This is a genomic window from Megasphaera cerevisiae DSM 20462 (genome assembly GCF_001045675.1).
GTDB classification, from domain to species: domain Bacteria; phylum Bacillota; class Negativicutes; order Veillonellales; family Megasphaeraceae; genus Megasphaera; species Megasphaera cerevisiae.
This window is the reverse complement of the sequence record NZ_LEKT01000007.1, coordinates 63970-84353: the sequence shown is the minus strand read 5'-3', so window position 1 is coordinate 84353 and position 20384 is coordinate 63970. Positions and strand designations below refer to the sequence as shown.

The 20384-nt window shown below is 47.5% G+C and carries 19 protein-coding genes; 16 read left to right on the top strand and 3 right to left on the bottom strand.

Features of this window, described 5'->3' with window-relative positions; genetic code table 11:
• The first annotated feature begins 107 nt into the window (after positions 1-107).
• Together AB840_RS03675 and AB840_RS17035 are read left to right on the top strand one after the other, a co-directional pair.
• The gene (locus AB840_RS03675) at positions 108-1049 is read left to right on the top strand and encodes an AEC family transporter (RefSeq protein WP_236684544.1); all 942 of its coding nucleotides are present in this window, start codon (positions 108-110) and stop codon (positions 1047-1049) included.
• Positions 1050-1244: 195 nt separating this feature from the next.
• A complete protein-coding gene (locus tag AB840_RS17035; RefSeq protein WP_159445776.1) occupies positions 1245-1397 on the top strand; it encodes a hypothetical protein in 153 nt (50 codons plus the stop codon).
• A 446-nt stretch (positions 1398-1843) separates the two neighbouring features.
• Here the strand turns inward: AB840_RS17035 and AB840_RS03670 are convergent, their stop codons facing one another.
• On the bottom strand, positions 1844-2491 hold the full coding sequence (locus AB840_RS03670; RefSeq protein WP_048513468.1) for a Crp/Fnr family transcriptional regulator: 648 nt from the start codon (positions 2489-2491) through the stop codon (positions 1844-1846).
• A 540-nt stretch (positions 2492-3031) separates the two neighbouring features.
• On the opposite strand from AB840_RS03670, the gene AB840_RS03665 reads away from it, so the two are divergent.
• From AB840_RS03665 to AB840_RS03625, 9 genes are all read left to right on the top strand, one after another.
• On the top strand, positions 3032-3913 hold the full coding sequence (locus AB840_RS03665; protein WP_048513467.1) for an NAD(P)-dependent oxidoreductase: 882 nt from the start codon (positions 3032-3034) through the stop codon (positions 3911-3913).
• A gap of 20 nt (positions 3914-3933) precedes the next feature.
• Complete coding sequence (locus tag AB840_RS03660; protein ID WP_048513466.1) at positions 3934-4704, top strand: MBL fold metallo-hydrolase; 771 nt, start codon at positions 3934-3936, stop codon at positions 4702-4704.
• A 65-nt stretch (positions 4705-4769) separates the two neighbouring features.
• A complete protein-coding gene (locus tag AB840_RS03655; protein ID WP_048513465.1) occupies positions 4770-5732 on the top strand; it encodes a thiamine pyrophosphate-dependent dehydrogenase E1 component subunit alpha in 963 nt (320 codons plus the stop codon).
• Positions 5733-5765: 33 nt separating this feature from the next.
• Positions 5766-6749 (top strand): alpha-ketoacid dehydrogenase subunit beta, encoded by a 984-nt coding sequence (locus AB840_RS03650; protein WP_048513464.1) that lies wholly within the window; start codon positions 5766-5768, stop codon positions 6747-6749.
• Between the two features lie 34 nt (positions 6750-6783).
• On the top strand, positions 6784-8133 hold the full coding sequence (locus AB840_RS03645; protein WP_048513463.1) for an MFS transporter: 1350 nt from the start codon (positions 6784-6786) through the stop codon (positions 8131-8133).
• A gap of 73 nt (positions 8134-8206) precedes the next feature.
• Positions 8207-9529, top strand: a complete 1323-nt coding sequence (locus tag AB840_RS03640) for a dihydrolipoamide acetyltransferase family protein (RefSeq protein ID WP_048513462.1) — start codon at positions 8207-8209, stop codon at positions 9527-9529.
• Positions 9530-9589: 60 nt separating this feature from the next.
• Entirely contained in the window at positions 9590-11287 is a 1698-nt protein-coding gene (gene lpdA / locus AB840_RS03635) for a dihydrolipoyl dehydrogenase (RefSeq protein ID WP_072061748.1), read from the top strand.
• Between the two features lie 89 nt (positions 11288-11376).
• A complete protein-coding gene (locus AB840_RS03630; RefSeq protein WP_048513461.1) occupies positions 11377-12417 on the top strand; it encodes an alcohol dehydrogenase catalytic domain-containing protein in 1041 nt (346 codons plus the stop codon).
• A 218-nt stretch (positions 12418-12635) separates the two neighbouring features.
• Positions 12636-13457, top strand: a complete 822-nt coding sequence (locus tag AB840_RS03625) for an aldo/keto reductase (protein WP_234984833.1) — start codon at positions 12636-12638, stop codon at positions 13455-13457.
• A 255-nt stretch (positions 13458-13712) separates the two neighbouring features.
• Here AB840_RS03625 and lipA read toward each other — a convergent pair whose 3' ends face one another.
• Positions 13713-14588 carry a lipoyl synthase gene (lipA, locus tag AB840_RS03620; RefSeq protein WP_048513460.1) on the bottom strand — a complete coding sequence of 292 codons (876 nt, stop codon included), beginning with the start codon at positions 14586-14588 and terminating at the stop codon, positions 13713-13715.
• The gene (gene lipB, locus AB840_RS03615) at positions 14533-15258 is read right to left on the bottom strand and encodes a lipoyl(octanoyl) transferase LipB (protein ID WP_053078131.1); all 726 of its coding nucleotides are present in this window, start codon (positions 15256-15258) and stop codon (positions 14533-14535) included. The genes lipA and lipB overlap by 56 nt, the downstream gene beginning before the upstream one ends.
• 269 nt (positions 15259-15527) lie before the next feature.
• On the opposite strand from lipB, the gene AB840_RS03610 reads away from it, so the two are divergent.
• The 5 genes from AB840_RS03610 to AB840_RS03590 all read left to right on the top strand — a co-directional run bounded on the left by AB840_RS03610 (position 15528) and on the right by AB840_RS03590 (position 20378).
• The gene (locus AB840_RS03610) at positions 15528-16718 is read left to right on the top strand and encodes an autotransporter outer membrane beta-barrel domain-containing protein (protein WP_078791663.1); all 1191 of its coding nucleotides are present in this window, start codon (positions 15528-15530) and stop codon (positions 16716-16718) included.
• Positions 16719-16971: 253 nt separating this feature from the next.
• Positions 16972-17697 (top strand): amino acid ABC transporter ATP-binding protein, encoded by a 726-nt coding sequence (locus AB840_RS03605; RefSeq protein ID WP_048513459.1) that lies wholly within the window; start codon positions 16972-16974, stop codon positions 17695-17697.
• Between the two features lie 156 nt (positions 17698-17853).
• Entirely contained in the window at positions 17854-18738 is an 885-nt protein-coding gene (locus AB840_RS03600) for a transporter substrate-binding domain-containing protein (protein WP_048513458.1), read from the top strand.
• A gap of 117 nt (positions 18739-18855) precedes the next feature.
• The gene (locus AB840_RS03595) at positions 18856-19575 is read left to right on the top strand and encodes an amino acid ABC transporter permease (protein ID WP_048513457.1); all 720 of its coding nucleotides are present in this window, start codon (positions 18856-18858) and stop codon (positions 19573-19575) included.
• Positions 19572-20378: an amino acid ABC transporter permease gene (locus AB840_RS03590; protein WP_072061747.1), complete on the top strand. Its 807-nt coding sequence runs from the start codon at positions 19572-19574 to the stop codon at positions 20376-20378. The genes AB840_RS03595 and AB840_RS03590 overlap by 4 nt, the downstream gene beginning before the upstream one ends.
• Positions 20379-20384: the final 6 nt, after the last annotated feature.

Here is a 20384-nt window from a genome sequence, read left to right as displayed (position 1 = left end):
CGGAAACGGGTTGATCAAGGCCATTTCCGATTTTTTGAATGAACGCAGTAAGCCCGGACAATGATTCTGAAGGGTGTTTCGATCCATTCCTTTTTCGGGAAAGAACGGTGAATACGGTGGCAGTCAGTTTAGTACTATTGCAGGAAATTATTAAATTATTTCTTATTATGATGATGGGATTTGCGCTTATCAAATGGGGGAAACTGACATCCTCTGATGGCCGTGCATTATCGGTATTGCTGGTATATCTTATTTTGCCTTGTACCATTATTCATTCCTTTCAGCTGGAGGCTTCTGATCAGGTACAGCGGGGACTTTTGTTTTCCCTGGGAGCGGCTGTGGCGGTCCACTTGATTTTTATCCTTTTTACAGCCTTGCTGCGGCCGGTACTGCGCCTTGAGGCAGTGGAACGGGCGTCTCTGATTTATACCAATGCGGGTATTCTTGTCTTTCCTCTGATAACGGCGCTCCTGGGGCCGCAGTATGTTATTTATCCCTGTGCTTATATGGTGGTGCAGCTGATACTATTGTGGACGCACGGCAGCCATGTGTTATGTGAGGAAGGGGAAGTGCATTTTCGCAGCATATTGTATAATATCAATATTTTGGCGATTTTTTTCGGTGCGGTACTGTTCTTGTTTCAAATCAAACTGCCTGTGATTATTGATGATACTATGAATATTGTAGGCTCTACTATCGGGCCTATCGGCATGCTGATTACCGGCATGGCTATTGCCGATAAGGATTTGAAGGAAATATTTTGTAAAATCCGCAACTATATGCCTGTGTTTTTTCGCCTGATTATCTATCCGATTGTATTGATCGCTGTTTTTTCAGGAACGCATTTAGTGACCTATGTCAGTGACGGGAAAAATATCTTGATGACAATCTTCATTGCTTCCATTACCCCGACGGCCGCTGTTGTCACTTCTATGGCGGAGCTATACAATCAGGATCCTTCCTATGCGGCAGAGCTGTGTGTGTTGTCTACTATTTTTTCCATTATTACGATGCCGGTGCTGCTGTTTGTTTTTAATTCTGTTATTTAGAGCTGTCAATGAATTTTAATTATGCTTGCTATAACAGATGAAATGCTTGTATACGGGCTGTGCAATACTAATGTGACTATTTTTACGCCGTACATTGACAATAGACGCAGATCATGTAGAATGATGCATAGGAGGAATACTCCTGGTATAGTATAAAAAGATTACTACACTGGTTTAGCTGAGGAGATGAAAACAATGTCCACACTTCTATCCGACTATGTAAGCCTTGGTGCAGTTCTCCTTGTTGCCGGCATGTATGCTGTCAATGTATACTGTGCAGTCCATGATGAAAAAGATGGTAAGGATGCTTCGGCACGCCATATGGAATCGCATAACTGCGCGCACTAATGAACGGAGACTGGCCATGTTGAATCTGCAGGGTGTTTCAGGAGATGAAATACTTTGCAGGTTCAGCATGGCTTTATTTTTTTTGTATCAGGTTATACAAAAACGCCTGTCCGAATCTGTCAGAAGGGTCCGAAGCGGCGTTTTTGAATCATTGGCAATATTGGGCAGCATGTAAATTCAGAGATAGAGGTGGAGGTCTCTAAATATACACGGGCAGATATCTTTCTGCGGTACAGAGGGTGTTATTTGATATAAACAATGGTTACTTTTTGTTATATTTAGTATACTGTAATAAGATACATTAGTGTGTGTAACCTGATACTAATTTTTGAAAATAGCAGGATATGGGATTATTCATATCACAGATATTTACTAATATGAATTTAAGAAGGACGCGCCAGTGATATATGGGACTGAGGGCGTCTTTTTGGCGTGCGAATGGGGTGTCAATAAAATTCCTTGTGGTCAAAGATGTCTCTTAATGCTTCTGCATTCAACACTTTAAGTGTTTTATATTGCTGGGATATTAAGCCTTTTTTTACAAAGGAGTCCAGTATTCTGGTTGCTGTGACCCGGCTCATGCCGGTTACGGCAGCCATTTGTTCATGTGACAAGCTTATTTTGTTTTGCTGGCAGGATAAGGTATAAATGAGGCAGGCTAATTTATCTTCGTTTTTTTTAAATTGGCCATAAAAGATCCAGCTGTGGAGCAGCGTAATTTTTTTCATGAAAAACGAAAGCAGGTTTTCCATGATTTTGGGATTTTGTTTGGCAAAAGCCAATATCTCCTTCGCGGATAGTCTGTATAACCTCGATTCGGTCATGCTGTTCGTGCAGACAATACGGATGGGAGGCGTAGCAAAGGCTTCTTCACCAATGATGGTTCCCGGATGGAAATAGCATAATGTTCGTTCACTGCCGTCACGGTATGGAATATACACACGGATGTTTCCTTTTTCAATGTAGTACAGATTATTTGCTTGTTCATTTTTGATAAAAATAATTTGATGGGCACGGTACACCTCCCGTTTTCCGTGTTTCATAAAGAGATTGGTTAGTTCTTTGTTAAATTGAATGAATCGTTCTTCAAACATTACGGCTCCCCCTCCCTACAATGACGATCTCTGGAATCGGCGTAGTGATAAGCCGGCACACAGATAAAATGTACCGGCTTATCATAAAAAATAGTAATACACATATATTCCATAAGCATATAGCAATTATGATAAATAATCAATATAATTATATCTAAAACCCACGCTTTAATTGTATAAATTTATACAATTAAAGCGTGGAGATAAGAAAAACAATGAAAAAAAGAATATGACATGATGCATATATTCTTTTTTTTCTATAAAGAAAACAAAAAATCAAAGGGATAGTTGATTGGCAGGGGATACTTTTTTATAGAAAGGAATCTGTAAATAGTAAAGTCTGGCAGTGAGTACAAAATAAAATCAAAAAAATATATCATGCATAAAAAGCAATTTTAAAATAAATTTAAAGAATGGTATAAAACGATACAAACGATTCAGAGCAGTACAGTATAATAAAATTACGGAATATGTATAAAAAGAATATTAATAATAAAATATAGTTATATTGTTTTTCGAAAGAGAAGGGAGACGGTATGCATGAATATCGGTTTTTTGGGTATGGGTGTAATGGGGCTGCCGATGGTGAAAAATTTGATTCAGAAGTCAGAATATGATGTATATGGGTATGATATTGTACCGGATCAGGTGGCAGAATTTACCAAAGCTGGAGGGCATCCGGCAGATACGATGGAGGCAGTATATAAAAATTGTGACATTATTATGCAGATGCTTCCGACTCATGCGGTGATTATCCGGTCTATAGAAAATGCGATCCAATACGGAAAAAAGGGAAATATTATTATTGATTTATCCTCTACGGCACCGCATATTATTCAGGAATTGTATGCTAAAACCCGGGCGGCAGGCATGTACTTGCTGGATTCCCCTGTCAGCGGCGGCAATACCAAGGCGGCAGCGGGGACCTTGGCTATTATGACCGGCGGGGATAAGGAAATTTTTGATCAAATGAGGCCGCTGCTGGAATGCATGGGATATCCCGTTTATACGGGCGGGCCGGGCAGCGGGGATGTGACAAAGCTCATCAATAATACGATTGCCGGGGCATATCTGGCAGCCATTGCCGAAGGCTATGCTTTTGCTGCCAAAGCAGGCATCGACTTGCAGACTACCTTTGAGGCGACGCGCACTGGGTTTGCCGGCGGACCGGTGTATGAGGACAAGGTACCTAAAATTATCGAACGGGATTATGTGCCGGGAGCGCGCATTGCTGTGCATCGCAAGGATTTGATCAATGCCAAGCAATATGCCCATCATTTGGGAATCGATCTGCCGGTGACCGATGTGACGCTGCGGATTATGGATTGGATGAAGGATAACGGATATATTGATATTGATCAGGCCGGCATCATCAAATATTTTGAAGAAAAAATGGATGTAACAGTGGGAAAAACGGACTGAAATCCGAAGAGGGGGCCATAATGAAAATAACATTAGTGGGAAACGCAGGTATTTATATGCGGGACAAACAGCATTCCATATTGATTGATGGCCTGTACGGAGGAAATGAATTTTTTAATCAGCGTCCCAGTGAGGTATGCGAGGCAGCTGTCGGCAGAGGGCATGTGTTTCGAAATATCAAAAATCTGTTAGTTACGCATCGCCATGAGGATCATTTCAGTTCGTATTATGTCAATTCATATATTCAATCGAATGAGGTGGTTCATGCATATATTCCCAGAATAAGCCGTTCGTCCCTGAAATATGAGGATACAGGAATCGTTATGGCAGAAGGCACGGATACGCGGATTCATTGTGTGGGCAGTAAGGATGAGCTGATTTTTTATGATGAGCTGGCCGGCGGCGGCTGGGCCGTGTTTTTTAAGACGCCCCATATGGGCGGCGCAGCCTTTGCTGTTATCCATTACAGCATCGCCCTGCTTTTGCACGGTAAAAGCTACCTGTTTATGGGAGATACAGATTGGTCATACTCTGTCAGAAATGTGCGCAGCCTTCTGCAGGGCACGCAGCTGAAAGGTATTTTCGTCAATCCCTTGGCATATGCGGACCGGCGCAGGAAGGAATGGCTGGCTGGCCTTGGCTGTTGTCCCCGGGTGCTGCTGTATCACATTCCCTTTGCCGATGATGATGTATCCGGTATCAGATCGCTGGCAGATTCGGAAACAAGCTTTTATACCTTAAAGGATGGGTATGCATTGAAAGAAAACCGGCAGACTGTGTTTGTGAATTAATATTGATTGTGCGATGCCATTGTCATCGTGTGGATTTCAGTACTATATAAAGGGGAGATGCAATTATGTATGACAAAGTTTTGCTGCAAGACGCATATCGTAAAATGACAACAATACGGGCTTACGAGTCCAAGGTAGAAGAAATTTTCCTGGCCGGCGAACTGCCGGGGTTTACCCATTTGTACATTGGGGAAGAGGCTTGCGGCGTCGGAGTCTGCGAAAACCTGCATACGGATGACTACATCGAAAGTACGCACCGAGGACATGGGCATTGTATTGCCAAGGGAGCAGACGTAAAGAAAATGATGGCGGAATTATACGGCAAGGAAACGGGCTATTGTCATGGCAAGGGCGGTTCTATGCACATTGCGGATTTTTCCATCGGCATGCTGGGTGCCAACGGTGTTGTCGGCGCTGGGTATAACCTGGCCATGGGGGCTGCGCTGGCAGCTAAACTGCGCGGGACAACGCAGATTGCCGTGGCCTTTTTCGGAGATGGCGCCTCCAACCGCGGTACGTTTCATGAATCGTGCAATATGGCGGCAGTATGGGATCTTCCTATACTATATGTGTGCGAAATGAATCAATGGGCTTCGACAACACCGTACAGGACGACGACGTCTGTTGAAGATATTGCCGTTCGGGCAGCAGCCTATGATATGCCGGGGAATACAGTGGATGGCAACGATTTCTTTTCGGTATATGAGGCGGCGAAAGAAGCTGTTGATTATGTACGCAGCGGCAAGGGTCCTTATCTCCTTGAACTTAAAACATATCGAATTAAAGGACACTTTGTCGGCGATCCGGAATTATATCGCACGAAAGAAGAAGTCATGGAACATTTTACACAAAATGATCCGATTCAAAATTTTCGCAAGACGGTGCTGGAAAAGAAGCTCCTTACGGAAACCGAAATGGATGATATGGATCGGGAAGCCCGGGAATTGATCATGCAAGCAGTGCAGGAGGCACAGGAGGCGCCGGAACCGGCCTTGTCCGAACTAATGGAAAATTATTATTGCGACTGATCACGGCAGTGATAGCAAAGGAGGTCATATACGATGAGAAAGATTACATTTTCTGTAGCAACGCAAGAGGCCATGCGCGAAGAAATGCAGCGTGATAAAAATGTATTTCTGATGGGAGAAGACATTGCGCGGCAGGGAGGTATTTTTGGTCAGTTTAAAGGATTGGCGGAGGAATTTGGCAAGGAGCGTGTCCGGGATACGCCTATATCGGAAACGGCCATCATCGGCGGCGGTGTCGGGGCAGCGTTGGCGGGCATGCGGCCTGTTGTGGATATGCACTTTGCTGACTTTATCGGCGTACCGATGGATGAAATTTTCAATCAAATGGCAAAAGCCCGCTATATGTTCGGCGGACAGGCCAAGGTCCCTCTGGTGCTCCGGGCACCTGACGGTATGACCCGCGGCGGTGCGGCGCAGCATTCACAATGTGTGGAAGCCTGGTTTATGCATATTCCCGGCATCAAAGTCGTTATCCCGTCTAATCCGGCTGACGCTAAAGGCCTTTTGAAATCAGCCATCCGCAGCGATGATCCGGTTTTGTACTTTGAACATAAAAAACTATTCTCCGTCAAAGGAGAGGTGCCGGAGGGTGAAATACTCACGCCGATCGGTAAGGCCCACGTTGCGAGGGAAGGGGCTGATATGACGATCGTATCCTATTCTTTTTACATGACGAATGTATTGACAGCGGCCAAGGAACTGGATAAAGAAGGAATTCATGTGGAATGCATTGATTTGCGCACGATATCCCCGCTCGATATGGATACAGTGTATGAATCCCTGAGAAAGACGAAAAAGCTGATGATCGTCCATGAAGCGGTACGTCAGGGTGGTGTCGGAGCTGAAGTGGCCGCCAGGGCCGCTGAGGAAATGATAGATTATCTGGATGCTCCCATCGTGCGCTTAGGAGCGCCTTTCGTTCCGATTCCCTATTCACCTGTTTTGGAACGGCTGGTAAAAATTGAGCCGGAGGATATTGTAAAAGCAGTTAAAGAAGTACTTGGCAATCAAAGGTAGAGGCTATATGTTCGCTTGAGAGGTGGGTATCATAATGAATCCGAAATATGCTAGTATCGATTTTGCAAGTTTAGATAAACGGAGAAAGATGCACATTATTTTTCCCGTATTTCTTGTATCTGTCATTGCTTTTTTGGACCGTGTGAATATTGCCTATGCCGGTATGACCATGTCGCAGCAGCTGACTTGGCTGACTCCGGAAATATTTGGGGCCGGCGCCGGCATGTTTTTCCTGGGATATTTCTTCTTTGAAATTCCCGGATCCCTCATTGCCGCAAAATTTGACGCATGTAAATGGATTGCCCGCATTATGTTTACATGGGGTATTGTCTGCGGACTTCTGGCCTTTATGACGTCAGAATTTCAGTTTTTCTTATTCCGATTTTTGCTGGGAGCCTGTGAAGCCAGCTTGTATCCCGTTATTTACGCTGTACTATTCCCACGCTGGTTTCTTGCTAAAGAACGGGCGGCGGCGATTTCGCTAATGCTGACCTCCCTGCTTATCGCGGCAATTATCGGTGCTCCCGTGGCAGGCTTCCTTCTCGAATTGAATATATTCGGCTTTCATGGCTGGCAGTGCCTGTTCCTTATTGAAGCCGTTCCGGCTCTGGTATTTACGTTTGTCTTTCTGTTCTGGGTCAAGGATCGTCCCGATAAAGCAATGTGGCTTACGCCGCTTGAAAAAGAATATCTGAACGAAACAATTGCGGCTGAAGAAAAAGCCAAGGAAAATGTCAAAAAGTACACGATTTGGCAATCCCTGACGGATAAGCAGGTTTGGCGTCTGTGCATTATTTACTTTACGTGGATCACGGGCTTCTGGGGATTTAATTTCTGGATGCCCCAAGTATTAAAAGGGCTGTCTGGATGGTCTCCGGCGCTGGTCGGTGTTGCTATCATTTTCCCAATGGGCGCAGCGCTTATTGCGCAGATTCTGATCGGCAACAGCTCGTCCCGGACCGGTGAAAAGCGGTGGCATATTGCCGGCTGCATGTTCTTGGGCGCGTTCGGCCTGATTTGCGCACCTTTTATTCATACGGGTATTCTTAGTCTTGTCTTTATTTCCCTGACCGCTATCGGCGTATATGCGGCCATGGGGACATGGTGGTCTGTGCCGACGACATTTCTCAGCGGCGCAGCGGCTGCCGGTGCTACGGCATTAATTAATTCCGTAGCCAATCTCGGCGGCTATCTTGGGCCGTTTATGCTGGGCGTCATCAAGCAAAATACGGGTTCTACGGATATGGGGTATTTTGCCCTGGGCGCTATGCTTATTGTTTCCGGACTGGTTATGCTGACCCTGCCGAAGAAGACGGCTGTTGAACTGGGACAGCAGGAAAAGGAACAAGCAGATACCGGCCAGTATGGCGGAACAATAAATTAGAAGACGCGGTGGGCTGCCCGTGAGCGATCACGATATCCTGTCGCGCACATCCTATATAAGGAGGTTATGTCAAATGGCAGCAGAAATAACAATGCCTCAGCTGGGCCTGACGATGACGGAAGGAACCGTGTCGCAGTGGCTCAAGCATGAGGGAGACATAGTGAAAAAAGGGGACGAACTTGTTGAAATAGAAACAGATAAGATCAGCAATATCGTTGAAGCGCACGAAGACGGCGTACTGTTGAAAATTGTTGCCCAAGAAGGAGAGTCCCTTCCCGTCAAGGCCTTGTTAGGCTATATCGGGCAGCCGGGAGAACAGATCGGTGCCGCCGCCTCAGCAGCGGCAGTTCCGGATTCGGCAAAAAGCATGGCTGCGCCGGCATTGCGGGAAGCGCCTGTTCAAAAGATCGCTGCCGGCGGCTGGGTACCAGCCACTCCCTATGCAAGAAAGCTGGCACGTGACGGCGGCCTGGATTTGACGCTCGTTACCGGGACCGGGTATAACGGCCGCGTTATCGGGAGTGATGTGGCAGACTGCAAGACGGCGGCCACCGTCCGTATATCACCGACGGCCGCCAAGGTCGCTGCCGATTTGGGCATCGACCCGGCAGCGATCCAGACTGCCGGGCGTATTATGAAAGCGGACGTATTGCAGTCTGCCGGTATCGCCGCAGCTGCCGTAGCAGCGGTGCCGCAGGTCACGGCAAGTCCGGTTTCTGTCGTGCCGGCGCACGGTGAAAAATTGAAGGGCATGCGCAAGGTCATTGCCCAGCGGCTGGGTGAAGGCTGGCGCAATACGCCTCATGTTCACCATACAGTGGAAATCAATATGACCGAAGCGGCAGCGCTGCGCGGTAAATTTATCGCCATGGACAGGAAATTCTCTTTTACGGATCTGATTATCAAAGCCATGTGCAAGGTGCTGGAGGAATATAGAAATGCCAATGACAGCTTGGACGGTGCCTATATTATTCATAATCCCGAAATCAATATGGGTGTTGCGGTTGCCATAGACGGCGGTTTGATCGTACCGGTCATTAAGAATGCCAATCAGCTGGGGTTGATGGATATCCATCAAAAAGTAGGCGAATTAGCCCGTAAGGCCCGGGAACATACCTTATCACCTGATGAACTGAGTGGCGGCACCTGCACTATCAGCAATTTGGGCATGTATGGCTGTGATCATTTTACGCCTATCGTCAATCCCCCGGAGGCGGCGATACTCGGCGTATGCCGGACGGTGGAAAAGGCGGTTGTTATAGACCATCAGATTGTGATCGCGCCAATGATGAACGCCGTTCTTGGATATGATCATCGGATTATTGACGGCGCAACGGCTGGGCTGGTCACCTCCCGTCTTCGGGAATATCTGGAAAACCCGCTCTTGTTACTGTAATTCGCAGATTGCGAGCCGGTTGATATGGACAGCCGGCCGCATTAAAGGAGGTAATGACCGATGGCTTCTGAAATTACCATGCCGCAATTAGGCTTGACGATGACAGAGGGAACGGTGTCTCAATGGCTCAGGAAAGAAGGGGACACGCTAACGAAGGGCGATGAAATCGTCGAAATAGAAACGGATAAGATCAGCAATATCGTAGAAGCTCATGAAGATGGCGTCCTGTTGAAAATCGTGGCGCAGGAGGGAGACAGTCTGCCTGTAAAAGGGGTGCTGGGATATATAGGACAAGCCGGTGAATCCATAGGCGGACCGCCGCCTGCAGCTCCTGCGGTAGCGGCACCGGCCGCATCGATCCCGGCAGACGGGAAAACGCGCATTGTCGTCATCGGTGCCGGACCCGGAGGATATGTTACCGCTATCCGGGCGGCCCAGCTCGGTGCCGCTGTATCCATCGTGGAATGCGGTGCCATAGGCGGTACCTGCTTGAACGTAGGCTGCATTCCGACGAAAGCTCTCATTCATGCCAGCTCATTATACGAGTCTGTTCTTCGTCAGACGGCGGCGGTCGGGATTTCTGTAACCGGTGCAGCCATGGACTGGGCCCAAGCCCAGCAATACAAGAACTCTATCGTCAAACGACTGGTAGGCGGTGTGGAAGGCCTGCTCAAGGCAAACGGCGTCAAAAAATACAGTGGTAAAGGGATCATAACAGATGCCCATACCGTACAGGTTGGCAGTGAAAAGATCACGGCTGATGCGATTATTCTGGCTGTAGGATCTGAACCGGTACAGCTTCGTTTCCCCGGTGCGGATCTGCCGGGAGTCATTGACAGTACAGGGGCTCTGGCCCTGCGGCAGATCCCGAAATCCCTCGTTATTATCGGCGGCGGTGTTATTGGTATCGAATTTGCATCTATGTTTGCAGCTGTAGGGACGCAATGCACGATTGTAGAAGCCCTGCCCCATATTCTGCCGCCGATTGATACGGAAATCGTTGCCCTGATCCGGGCCGATCTGGAAAGAAGAGGCATCCGGATTCTGACAGATGCCAAGGTGACAATGATTGATCAGGACGGTACGGATCTGCAGGTACACATGGACTATCAGGGCAGGCAGGATATGGTCCGGGGGGAAACGGTCATCATGGCCGTAGGCCGCCGGGCGATGACGGCCGGCATGGGACTGGAAGAACTGGGCATTGCGATGGACCGCGGTAAAATCGTGACAGATGATCACTTTCAGACGAATATTCCGAGTATTTTCGCCATTGGCGACTGCAACGGCAGGCTCATGCTGGCGCATGCGGCTTCGGCACAGGGGATAGCTGCGGCAGAATATATCCTGACAGGAAAAAGCGCGTATCATGCGGAAACGGTACCCTCATGTATTTATCTGGAACCGGAAGCTGCCAGTGTCGGCTTGAAGGAAGAAGAATTGCAGGCGAAAGGAACGGCTTATGTCTGCGGCAGATTCCCCTTGTCGGGCAATGGCAAAGCGCTCATTGAAAACGGCGGTGTCGGCATGATCAAGATACTGGCTGACGCAACATATGGACAAATCCTGGGCGTCCATATGTATGGTCCCCGGGTGACGGATTTAATCGCGGCATGTGCCCTGGCTATCCGGCTGGAAGCGACGGCAGAGGAATTGACGACAACCATCTGGGCACATCCGACCGTAGGAGAGGCCATTGGGGAAGCGGCGCTGGATTTGTTTGGTCATGCCATTCATTGGCCCCCTAAGAAAAAATAATATAATTATATTATATAATAGAAATATAATGCCGGTAACGGAGCTGTCTCAATACGTGGCGGCTCTGTTTTTTTACAAGAGGTGATGATATGAAACCAATGATGAAATGTGTCGTTAAAGCGGCGGCAGGCAGTGGTCATTTAGCATTAGTGAATCGACCTGTGCCCGAACCGGGAGCCCATGAGGTACTCATTAAAGTTCATGCCCTGGCGATTTGCGGTACGGATGTACACATTGCCGAATGGTCGCAGTTTGCCAGTGACAGAATGAAACCGCCCATGATTATAGGGCATGAATTTTCCGGGGAAGTGGCGGCAAAGGGCGCGCTGGTTACCCAGCTTGCAATCGGCGACACCGTATCGGCAGAAACGCATATTGTCTGTCATACCTGTGAGGCTTGCCGCCGCAATGATTTTCACGTATGCAGTCATACGGAGACGATCGGTCTGTCCCGTGACGGAGCCTTGGCCGAATATATCGTGATTCCGGCAGAAAATGCTATTCGTTTTAATAAAACCTTATCTTGGGAAACCTTGAGCCTGATGGAGCCGTATATAGCCGCTGTACATGCCGCCACAGCATTTCCCGCGGCTGGAAATTCCGCAGCGGTTATCGGCTGCGGGCCCATTGGGGCTATGGCCGTCGGTGTTCTCAAACAATGCGGCGCCGCCAACGTCATCGTTGTCGAGCCGAATGAAGCACGTCTGAAAAAGGGCGGGGAAATGGGGGCGGATCATTTGGTGAATCCGGTAGGCATTGATTTAGCAAGGGCCATTCGTACGGTCAATGAAGACCGGCCTGTTGATGTTGTTTTCGATTTTTCCGGCAATGTCGATGCCATCGAACAATCTCTTTCGTATATCCGTCCAGGCGGGCGTTTGTCGGTCTTGGGATTATCCGATCATCTGTTGAAACTGCGGCTTGATCGATTTGTGTATAATGGTTTGACGTTGCAGGGCATTGCCGGGCGGCGGCTGTACGGTGACTGGGAAACAGGAAGAGGACTGCTCCGGGCCGGACTCCGGCTGGATCCTATTATTACACATGTCTTGCCTATGGAGAATTATCAAAAAGGAATCAATCTGATGAAAACCGGACAGTGCTGCAAGTGCGTGCTGAAAATAGAATAGGATCTGAAGCTTTTCCCGGCTATAAAAAATATTTCGAGAGTCACTTTTTATTGATCTGGTTCAGTCAAGGCCATTATATCACTTCATGAAAGAAGTTGATAAAATGGCCTTGACTTTGAGTGAACTACGGCTTGTATAATAAATTTGCCCGAGAAAAAATTGCTATGCAATATGTGGGATTATATTTATGTATTAATATAAAGACGGGAGGAAGCAGTATGAAATATGCAGAATTAGGAAAAACAGGGATCCATGTTTCAAAAATTTGTGTTGGAGGAATGTCCTTTGGCAGGGCTAGTGAGGACTTTCATCTTTGGACACTGGATGAGGAGCATACGACAGCGATGATTGCCCATGCAATAGAACTTGGCGTCAACTTTATCGATACGGCTAATGTATATTCCCATGGCACCAGTGAGGAGTACATTGGAAAAGCCTTGAAGATATTGGGGATTGCGCGGGACCAGGTGGTACTGGCTTCCAAGGTGTTTTTTAATGAAGGCGCTCTTTCAAAAAATGCTATTGACAGGGAAATCGACGGTACCTTGCGGCGGCTCGGTACGGATTATCTGGACCTATATCAGATCCATCGGTTTGATTACCAGACGCCGGTGGAAGAAACGATGGAAACGCTGGATTCGCTGGTCAAAGCCGGCAAGGTCCGGGCCATTGGCGCATCTGCAATGTATGGATATCAGTTTCATAACATGCAGCATGTAGCAGAACAAAACGGGTGGACACTCTTTTCTACTATGCAGAATCATTATAATCTGCTGTACCGTGAGGATGAACGGGAACTGATTCCAGTCTGCAGGCAGTATGGCGTGTCCCTTATACCCTACAGTCCCCTGGCCGGCGGACATTTGGCACATCCAGGCTGGACGACGGATTCTAAACGCAGTCAAACTGATAAGACACTGCGCAGCAAGTACGATCAGGCTATGGACGATGATTTGCCGATCATTGACAGGGTGGAAAAACTTGCAATGAAATATGCTGTATCCATGACGCAGATCGCCCTGGCCTTGGCAGTATGCTAAGGGTGTTACGGCGCCCATTGTAGGAGCCACCAGCGTACCTCATTTTGATGATGCCGCAGCGGCCATGGATTTTACGATAACGCCCGAGGATATAGCCTATCTGGAAAAGCTTTATGTTCCGCATGCTGTTGTCGGAGCAATTTGATTTGTATTATGATACTAAAAAAAAACGTCACGATACCGTGAAGCAAGATGCACGGCATCGTGACGTTTTGCTGTAAATAGCAGGAGTATTGTATAAAGATAATTTTTCTTTTAGTATTGAGGCAGACATTCCTGCACCATGAGGCCGGCGCGGTAGGAGCTGCGGACTAAGGGGCCGCTGATAACATGGGGGAAGCCGATCGCTTCTGCCATTTGCTTATATGCGGCAAAGTCTTCGGGGGAGATATATTCAGCGACGGGGACGTGCTGCGGTGAGGGCCGCAGGTACTGACCTATGGTAAGAATGCGTACGCCTGTACGATATAAATCCTCGAAGGCGCGCTGCAGCTCTTCCGGTGTTTCGCCCAGACCTACCATGATGCCGCTTTTGATAAGAGGGAGCGGCTTATAGGCGGCGGCGTATTTCAGCACCGCGAGAGATTGGCGGTAGTCGGCAATGGGACGGATGGCCGGGAACAGGCGCGGTACCGTTTCTATATTATGATTTAATACCGTCGGTTCTGCCTGCAACACGATATTCATAGCCGTAAGGCTTCCCTTGAAATCAGGAATCAGGACTTCGATAGTCGTCTCTGGACTGCTTTTTCGTACAGCCTGAATACAGGCAGCAAATTGCTCGGCGCCGCCATGGGGCAGATCGTCTCGGGTTACAGAGGTGATAACGATATGCTTCAATCCCAGATGGAGTGCGGCTTCGGCCAGATTTTGCGGTTCCCCGGTATGGACGGCTTCCGGCCGCCCCTTGGGGACCGCGCAGTACCGGCAGGCACGCGTACAGGTTCCGCCTAAGATAAGGAATGTGGCTGTTTGGTGACCGAAGCATTCGCCGATATTCGGGCAGTCGGCACTTTCGCACACCGTATGAAGATGCAGCCCCGTTATCAGACTGCGGACTTGGTTGTATACCGCGTCATTGCATACACGCTGCTTGAGCCATGCCGGCTTTTTCATTACGTTCTCTTTCATATAAATCCCCCCAATCTGAAAAATGTGTATACGTATTGTGTGGAAAGGCAGTGGTAAACGAATTCAGCAACAGGGGTATGGCTGCTGTCAAAGCAATTTGGCAGCCCTGCTTTTGAACGCTGGTAACACCAAATTCTGTAATTCCGCAGGGTATAATATGAGAAAATAAGGTTAGGTCATTGCAGATGTTCAAGGCCATACCATGAAAGGTAATCCAGTGACGGACGCCGATGCCGATGGCGGCTAGTTTTTTGTTTCCCACCCATACCCCGGTATACATGGCTTTTCGGCCTGCCCGTATGCCGAGGCGCTGCAGCATTTGAATGAGGCTTTCCTCCAGCTGCCGCACATACCAGTGAACGTCAGGTGTCCATTGCTTTAGATTCATGATGGGGTAGCAAACAAGCTGGCCCGGATTGTGACAGGTAATGTCACCACCCCGGTTGGTAGGCTGCAGCTCTATGCGGTTGGCGGCCAGCCAGTCCGGAGATACCAGGAGATGGGAGGCGCCGCCGTGCCTGCCGATCGTAATGACCGGCTCATGCTGAAGCAGCAGTACGATGCCATCCCATGTTCCCTGGCGGACAAGCTCACGTGCTTTTTTCTGATAGGCAAGGCCGTCTTTATAGCTGACGCGGCCCAGATATACAGAACAAATTTTTCTATTCATATGCATTACTTCTTTCGCTGATATAAATGACTAATCGTCATTTATATTCTAATAAAAATACATCGATTTTTCAATAACATTGCCGATATTTCACATGAAATTAGTATACTTTATTTAAAATTTGTAAAAGTTTATACATATATACCGACCGGGGAGCCGCTGCATGGGAAAATAGGCAATGTGCCTATGAACCAGAGAATAGAACTTGCGTGTTATCATTTTGTTCTATCTGTGGTATAATAACACACCTAAAGGAGGACGTATGTATCATGAGAAATCGTACAGTGTATATACGAATCCTTGTTTGCTTTTTGGTGGGCAGTCTGTCCGGCATCACGGCGGCGGCAGAAAAAAGCTGGCAGTCCACGGCGTATTCGATGGCTGCCGGTCAGATTGGCCTGTCCAATTTTTACCTTGTCGGTGATGATGTGTCATGGCGGCGCAGCGATGACGGCAGATTTGCTTCTTTCAAGGATATGGAACCGCCTGCGGAAGCGGCGGACTGGTGGGTTAAAACCTTTTATCGCAGCGACGTATTTCCTAATTACGGAGACGCTTCCTTATCACAGGATTACAGCGTAACACAGATCGGTTATGAATCACCGCATGTTATACCGCGATGGGGCGGAAAACTGTATGAAGGGGCCTTTTATACGATGAGTACCTCGAATGCGTATGTGAATGCCTATACGGTGGGCGATGTTCCGTATGGCGGCGCATCTTCGACCATGACGGCGTACGGCGGCGCGTTCTATGCGTCATGGGTTGGTTCAGGGGGAAAGCATGTCGAGGGAGTTATTCGCCTGTCCAATGTTCAAAATAGTGTATCTTATACGGATGCCCAGGATAACAGCCTTTTGTTTCATTACCGCACATGGATTACCGCATTGGGGATACGGTGGTATGACACGCGGTTTGCCGCTAAAAATTTTTTCTGGGAACCGCAAATAGGTTTTTCCATAGGCTATATTAAGCCTAACAATATCAGCGGCGGCGGCGTGTCCTACAGTCCGGCGGACCGCTTGGTGGCAGCAGGCCGGATCGGTATTATGGCTGGTAAAACATATCGTCTTGGCAGCAGGATTGGCCTGGCCTATGGAAGAGTTGACGTACAGCAGGAGCTGGGCGGACCGGTTGAAGGAACCGGCCGGGAGGAAAGCAGCGGGGAGACCGTATCGGTTCGTATGGGACAGAAAAATGCGACTTGGTATGATGTAACTATAGGGACCTCCGTCGCATTGGGAAATGGAAAGAACAACGTCGTGTGGGGCGAATTAACGCGGCGCTTGGGTTCGAATATGAAGCAGACATGGAATTTGACAGGCGGTCTGATTGTTCGGTGGGGCGGTGCGGGCCGGCAGGAACGGGAAGAATTTGAACGGCTGAAAAAAGACAGGCACAGCCTTTCCTTCGATCAGCCAAAGTCCAAGTTCCAGAGCAGCAGTCAGCAGAGAAATTAAATATATTTTAAGCTGGTTGATAATTGTTTGGCGTAAGGCAAAGAATACAAAATTTGTCAATGCGCAGAAAAATAAATTCATTAAATAATAAAGTGTTTATTGACAAATCAAATAAAACATTTTATTATTGTAATACTATGTATTGTAATACAATATATAAATAAAAAATTAAGAAACAAGGGTGTTTCTTCTACCGATGATTGTAGAGAAACACTTTTTTTATAAGATGAAGGGGCATAGGGGGGCACACAAGATGATAAAGTTAGATCATATCAATAAATATTTTGGGGACGCACATGTTCTCAAGGACATCAATCTGGAGGTCAAAGAAGGGGAAAAGCTCGTCATTATCGGACCATCCGGATCCGGCAAATCGACGACTGTGCGGTGCATGAATTTCTTGGAAGAGCCGACAAGCGGACATGTCTATATTGACGGCAGGGAAATAACCGGTAAAAATAAGACGAAGGTTGTACGGGATACGACCTCCATGGTCTTTCAGCAGTTTAATTTATATCCGCACATGACAGTTTTGAAAAATCTGACGCTGGCACCAATCAAGCTTCATGGCAAGAGCAAGGAACAAGCTGAAGATTTGGCGTATCACTATTTGGATGTGGTCGGGCTGCGTGATAAGGCCACGGTATATCCCAATACCCTGTCAGGCGGTCAGCAGCAGCGGATTGCCATTGCCAGAGCTTTATGTGCCCAAAGTAAAATTATTCTGTTTGATGAACCGACTTCGGCACTGGACCCGGAAACGATTCAGGAAGTATTGGATGTAATGGTCAAGCTGGCTAAGGAAGAAAATATTACGATGGTCGTCGTTACGCATGAAATGGGTTTTGCCAGACAGGTAGCGGACCGGGTGGTTTTTATGGCTGACGGGCAGATTATCGAAGAAGGTACGCCGGAACATTTCTTTGTCAATCCGAAAAATGACCGAGTCAAGAAGTTTCTGAGCAAAATTATCCGCTGACCGGCGTGATAGAGTTTGGTGCGGCAGGAGTGTCAGAAAAAGAGACTATGCGGATACCGATAGCGCCGCATAGCCCGGCAAAAAAGCGCTTTGGCTTCAGGCGGCAGTTTTCATGCTGCGGCTGATCATATGATATACAATAACGGAGGGATTATTATGAAAAAATTATGCAGATTTTTAGTCTTGTGTACTGCCTTCATTATGGCGATGGCTCTGTTTGCCGGCTGTGGGGATGATAGCAGTAAGAGTGCCAGCACGTCGAGCGCGGCTGTAGACAAATCAAGCCTGCCTAAGGATGTGCAGGAAATCGTTGACCGCGGCGTCCTGCGGGTAGGCGTCAAAAATGTGACCAAGGGATTTGGTTATCAGGATCCGGCTACGGGTGAGTTTTCCGGCTTGGAAATTGATTTGGCTAAGAAAATGGCTGATCATCTCGGCATTAAGGTGGAATTTACGCCTGTTACGGCGGCTACGAGAACCGCGCTGCTGGATTCTGGTGATATTGATTGTGTTTTGGCAACCTTCACCATTACGGACGAACGTAAAAAATCGTGGGACTTTACGACTCCATACTATACGGATCATGTCGGCGTGCTGGTACAGAATGCCAGCGGCATCAAATCCCTGGCTGATTTGAAGGATAAAACCGTCGGCGTATCCTCAGGCTCTACGTCTGCCAAGGCATTGGTGGAAGCGATGATCAAGGCCGGCGTTATTTCCAACGAAGGCTACGATGCCAAAACTTTTGATCCGGCTACGTGGACCAATGGCATCAAATTTAAACAGTATGATGATTATCCTGCTATTTCCACAGCTCTCAGCGCTGGTGAAGTCGATGCGTTCTGTGTAGATAAATCAATCCTGGCTATTTACAATACAGGCGATCGTTCGTATATCAAGGAAGAATTCGCACCGCAGAATTACGGCATTGCTACCAAAAAGGGATCCGGCATTTCCAAGGTTTCTGAAGAACTCGTCCAAGGCTGGCTTAAAGATGGTACGATTAAACAACTGATTCAAAGCAATGGGTTAGATAAATAAAGCGAATATGAAAAAGTCAGTATAAAATTGACAGGACAATTCTAAAGCCGGTGTAGAGGCTTTAGAATTGTTCCTTGTTTTCAGCATTATTTATACTGCTGTAAAGGAGGGGGAGAGATGTCCGGTCTTTTTTCAGAAAGTGCCTGGATGATGGTTTGGAATTACAGGGATACGTTTATTCTGGGATTTATTAATACACTTGAAACATCAATAGCTGCGATCATATTATCCTTAACTCTTGGGATCGTCATTGGCCTTATGGCTATGAGCACCAGCAAGGTTTTGCGGACGATCAACCGGGTGTATGTGGAATTTATTCAAAATACGCCTCTGCTGCTGCAAATCTGCGTGCTGTACTATGCGCTGGCTTTTTCCGGATATAAGCTTGGTATTTTGATTACCGGCATTATTTCGTTGGGCGTGTATCATGGTGCGTATATGGCAGAAGTATTCCGCGCCGGCATTGGAGCTATATCCAAAGGCCAGTTTGAAGCGGCTGATTCACAGGGGTTTAGTTATATTGGCAAAATGTATTATATTATTTTACCGCAGAGCATCAAAATTATTCTGCCGCCGTCGGTTAATCAGATCGTTAACCTGATCAAAAACACGGCAGTGCTGTATATCATCGGGGGATCAGATCTGATTTCTCTTACCTATAATTTTGTCACTGGAGCGACGACTGGCGGTGCTTATGCGCCGGCGTATCTGGTCTGCGGCGCTTTATTTTTTCTCATTTGTTTTCCGTTGTCCACATTGGCAAGTATCTGGGAATCCAATTTGAAGAAAAAAGACGGTATGGGTGCGGCTAAAGAAAAGAAGGTGGCTGAAATATGAACGAATTTATGGGCAGTTTGAATATGTTGAAAAATCCAGCTATCCTGCTCTTTATTCTGAAGGGCGTCGCTTTTACGCTGATCATTTCTGTTTTGGCCGTCGTTGTCAGTATTGTCTGGGGATCTATTCTGGCCCTTGTGCGGAATTATTGTACAGCGCCGGGTCAGCGCATATTCAAATGGCTGGCGACTATTTATATTGAAGTCTTCCGGAATACGCCGCTGTTGTTTTGGATTTTTATTGGCTTGGTATTTTTTCCGGCGCCACAGCTGTTTGCGCATCAGCTATTTGGACTGTCCTCCGTTGAAACGAAAATTTTGTTCAAGGCAACGGTGGCGCTGACCGTGTTTACGTCGGCTATTATTGCCGAAATCATTCGCGGCGGCTTGAACTCCATCCCGCAGGGGCAGTTCGAAGCCGGATTTTCACAGGGATTCAGTACGGTGCAGGTCATGCTGTACATCATTTTGCCGCAGGCTTACCGCAATGTGGTGCCCACGCTGTTGAGTCAGGTCATTACAACGATTAAGGACTCGTCCTTTCTGGCCAATGTGGCGACTATCGAATTGATGGCGCGGGTCAAAAAGATTCTCAGTAATGCCAGTATCTATAATGGTACAGGTACGATCAATGTATCGGATGTATTTGTCCTTTTCGGCTGTGCTGCCTTGATTTACTTTATTATCAATTACACGCTGTCCTGTGTAGTACGGCATGTACAAAAGAAAACACAAAATGCCGCGCAGTCCTATGCGGCACCGGCAGCAGGAGACACGCAGCCCGTGACCGGAGGCAATGGATAGCGGCAA

Bases quoted from the DNA above. Each gene is read 5' to 3' on its own strand.
- AB840_RS17035 (WP_159445776.1), top strand. From the start codon at position 1,245: ATGTCCACACTTCTATCCGACTATGTAAGCCTTGGTGCAGTTCTCCTT.
- AB840_RS03670 (WP_048513468.1), bottom strand. From the start codon at position 2,491: ATGTTTGAAGAACGATTCATTCAATTTAACAAAGAACTAACCAATCTC.
- AB840_RS03665 (WP_048513467.1), top strand. From the start codon at position 3,032: ATGAATATCGGTTTTTTGGGTATGGGTGTAATGGGGCTGCCGATGGTG.
- AB840_RS03660 (WP_048513466.1), top strand. From the start codon at position 3,934: ATGAAAATAACATTAGTGGGAAACGCAGGTATTTATATGCGGGACAAA.
- AB840_RS03655 (WP_048513465.1), top strand. From the start codon at position 4,770: ATGTATGACAAAGTTTTGCTGCAAGACGCATATCGTAAAATGACAACA.
- AB840_RS03650 (WP_048513464.1), top strand. From the start codon at position 5,766: ATGAGAAAGATTACATTTTCTGTAGCAACGCAAGAGGCCATGCGCGAA.
- AB840_RS03645 (WP_048513463.1), top strand. From the start codon at position 6,784: ATGAATCCGAAATATGCTAGTATCGATTTTGCAAGTTTAGATAAACGG.
- AB840_RS03640 (WP_048513462.1), top strand. From the start codon at position 8,207: ATGGCAGCAGAAATAACAATGCCTCAGCTGGGCCTGACGATGACGGAA.
- lpdA (WP_072061748.1), top strand. From the start codon at position 9,590: ATGGCTTCTGAAATTACCATGCCGCAATTAGGCTTGACGATGACAGAG.
- AB840_RS03630 (WP_048513461.1), top strand. From the start codon at position 11,377: ATGAAACCAATGATGAAATGTGTCGTTAAAGCGGCGGCAGGCAGTGGT.
- AB840_RS03625 (WP_234984833.1), top strand. From the start codon at position 12,636: ATGAAATATGCAGAATTAGGAAAAACAGGGATCCATGTTTCAAAAATT.
- lipA (WP_048513460.1), bottom strand. From the start codon at position 14,588: ATGAAAGAGAACGTAATGAAAAAGCCGGCATGGCTCAAGCAGCGTGTA.
- lipB (WP_053078131.1), bottom strand. From the start codon at position 15,258: ATGAATAGAAAAATTTGTTCTGTATATCTGGGCCGCGTCAGCTATAAA.
- AB840_RS03610 (WP_078791663.1), top strand. From the start codon at position 15,528: ATGAGAAATCGTACAGTGTATATACGAATCCTTGTTTGCTTTTTGGTG.
- AB840_RS03605 (WP_048513459.1), top strand. From the start codon at position 16,972: ATGATAAAGTTAGATCATATCAATAAATATTTTGGGGACGCACATGTT.
- AB840_RS03600 (WP_048513458.1), top strand. From the start codon at position 17,854: ATGAAAAAATTATGCAGATTTTTAGTCTTGTGTACTGCCTTCATTATG.
- AB840_RS03595 (WP_048513457.1), top strand. From the start codon at position 18,856: ATGTCCGGTCTTTTTTCAGAAAGTGCCTGGATGATGGTTTGGAATTAC.
- AB840_RS03590 (WP_072061747.1), top strand. From the start codon at position 19,572: ATGAACGAATTTATGGGCAGTTTGAATATGTTGAAAAATCCAGCTATC.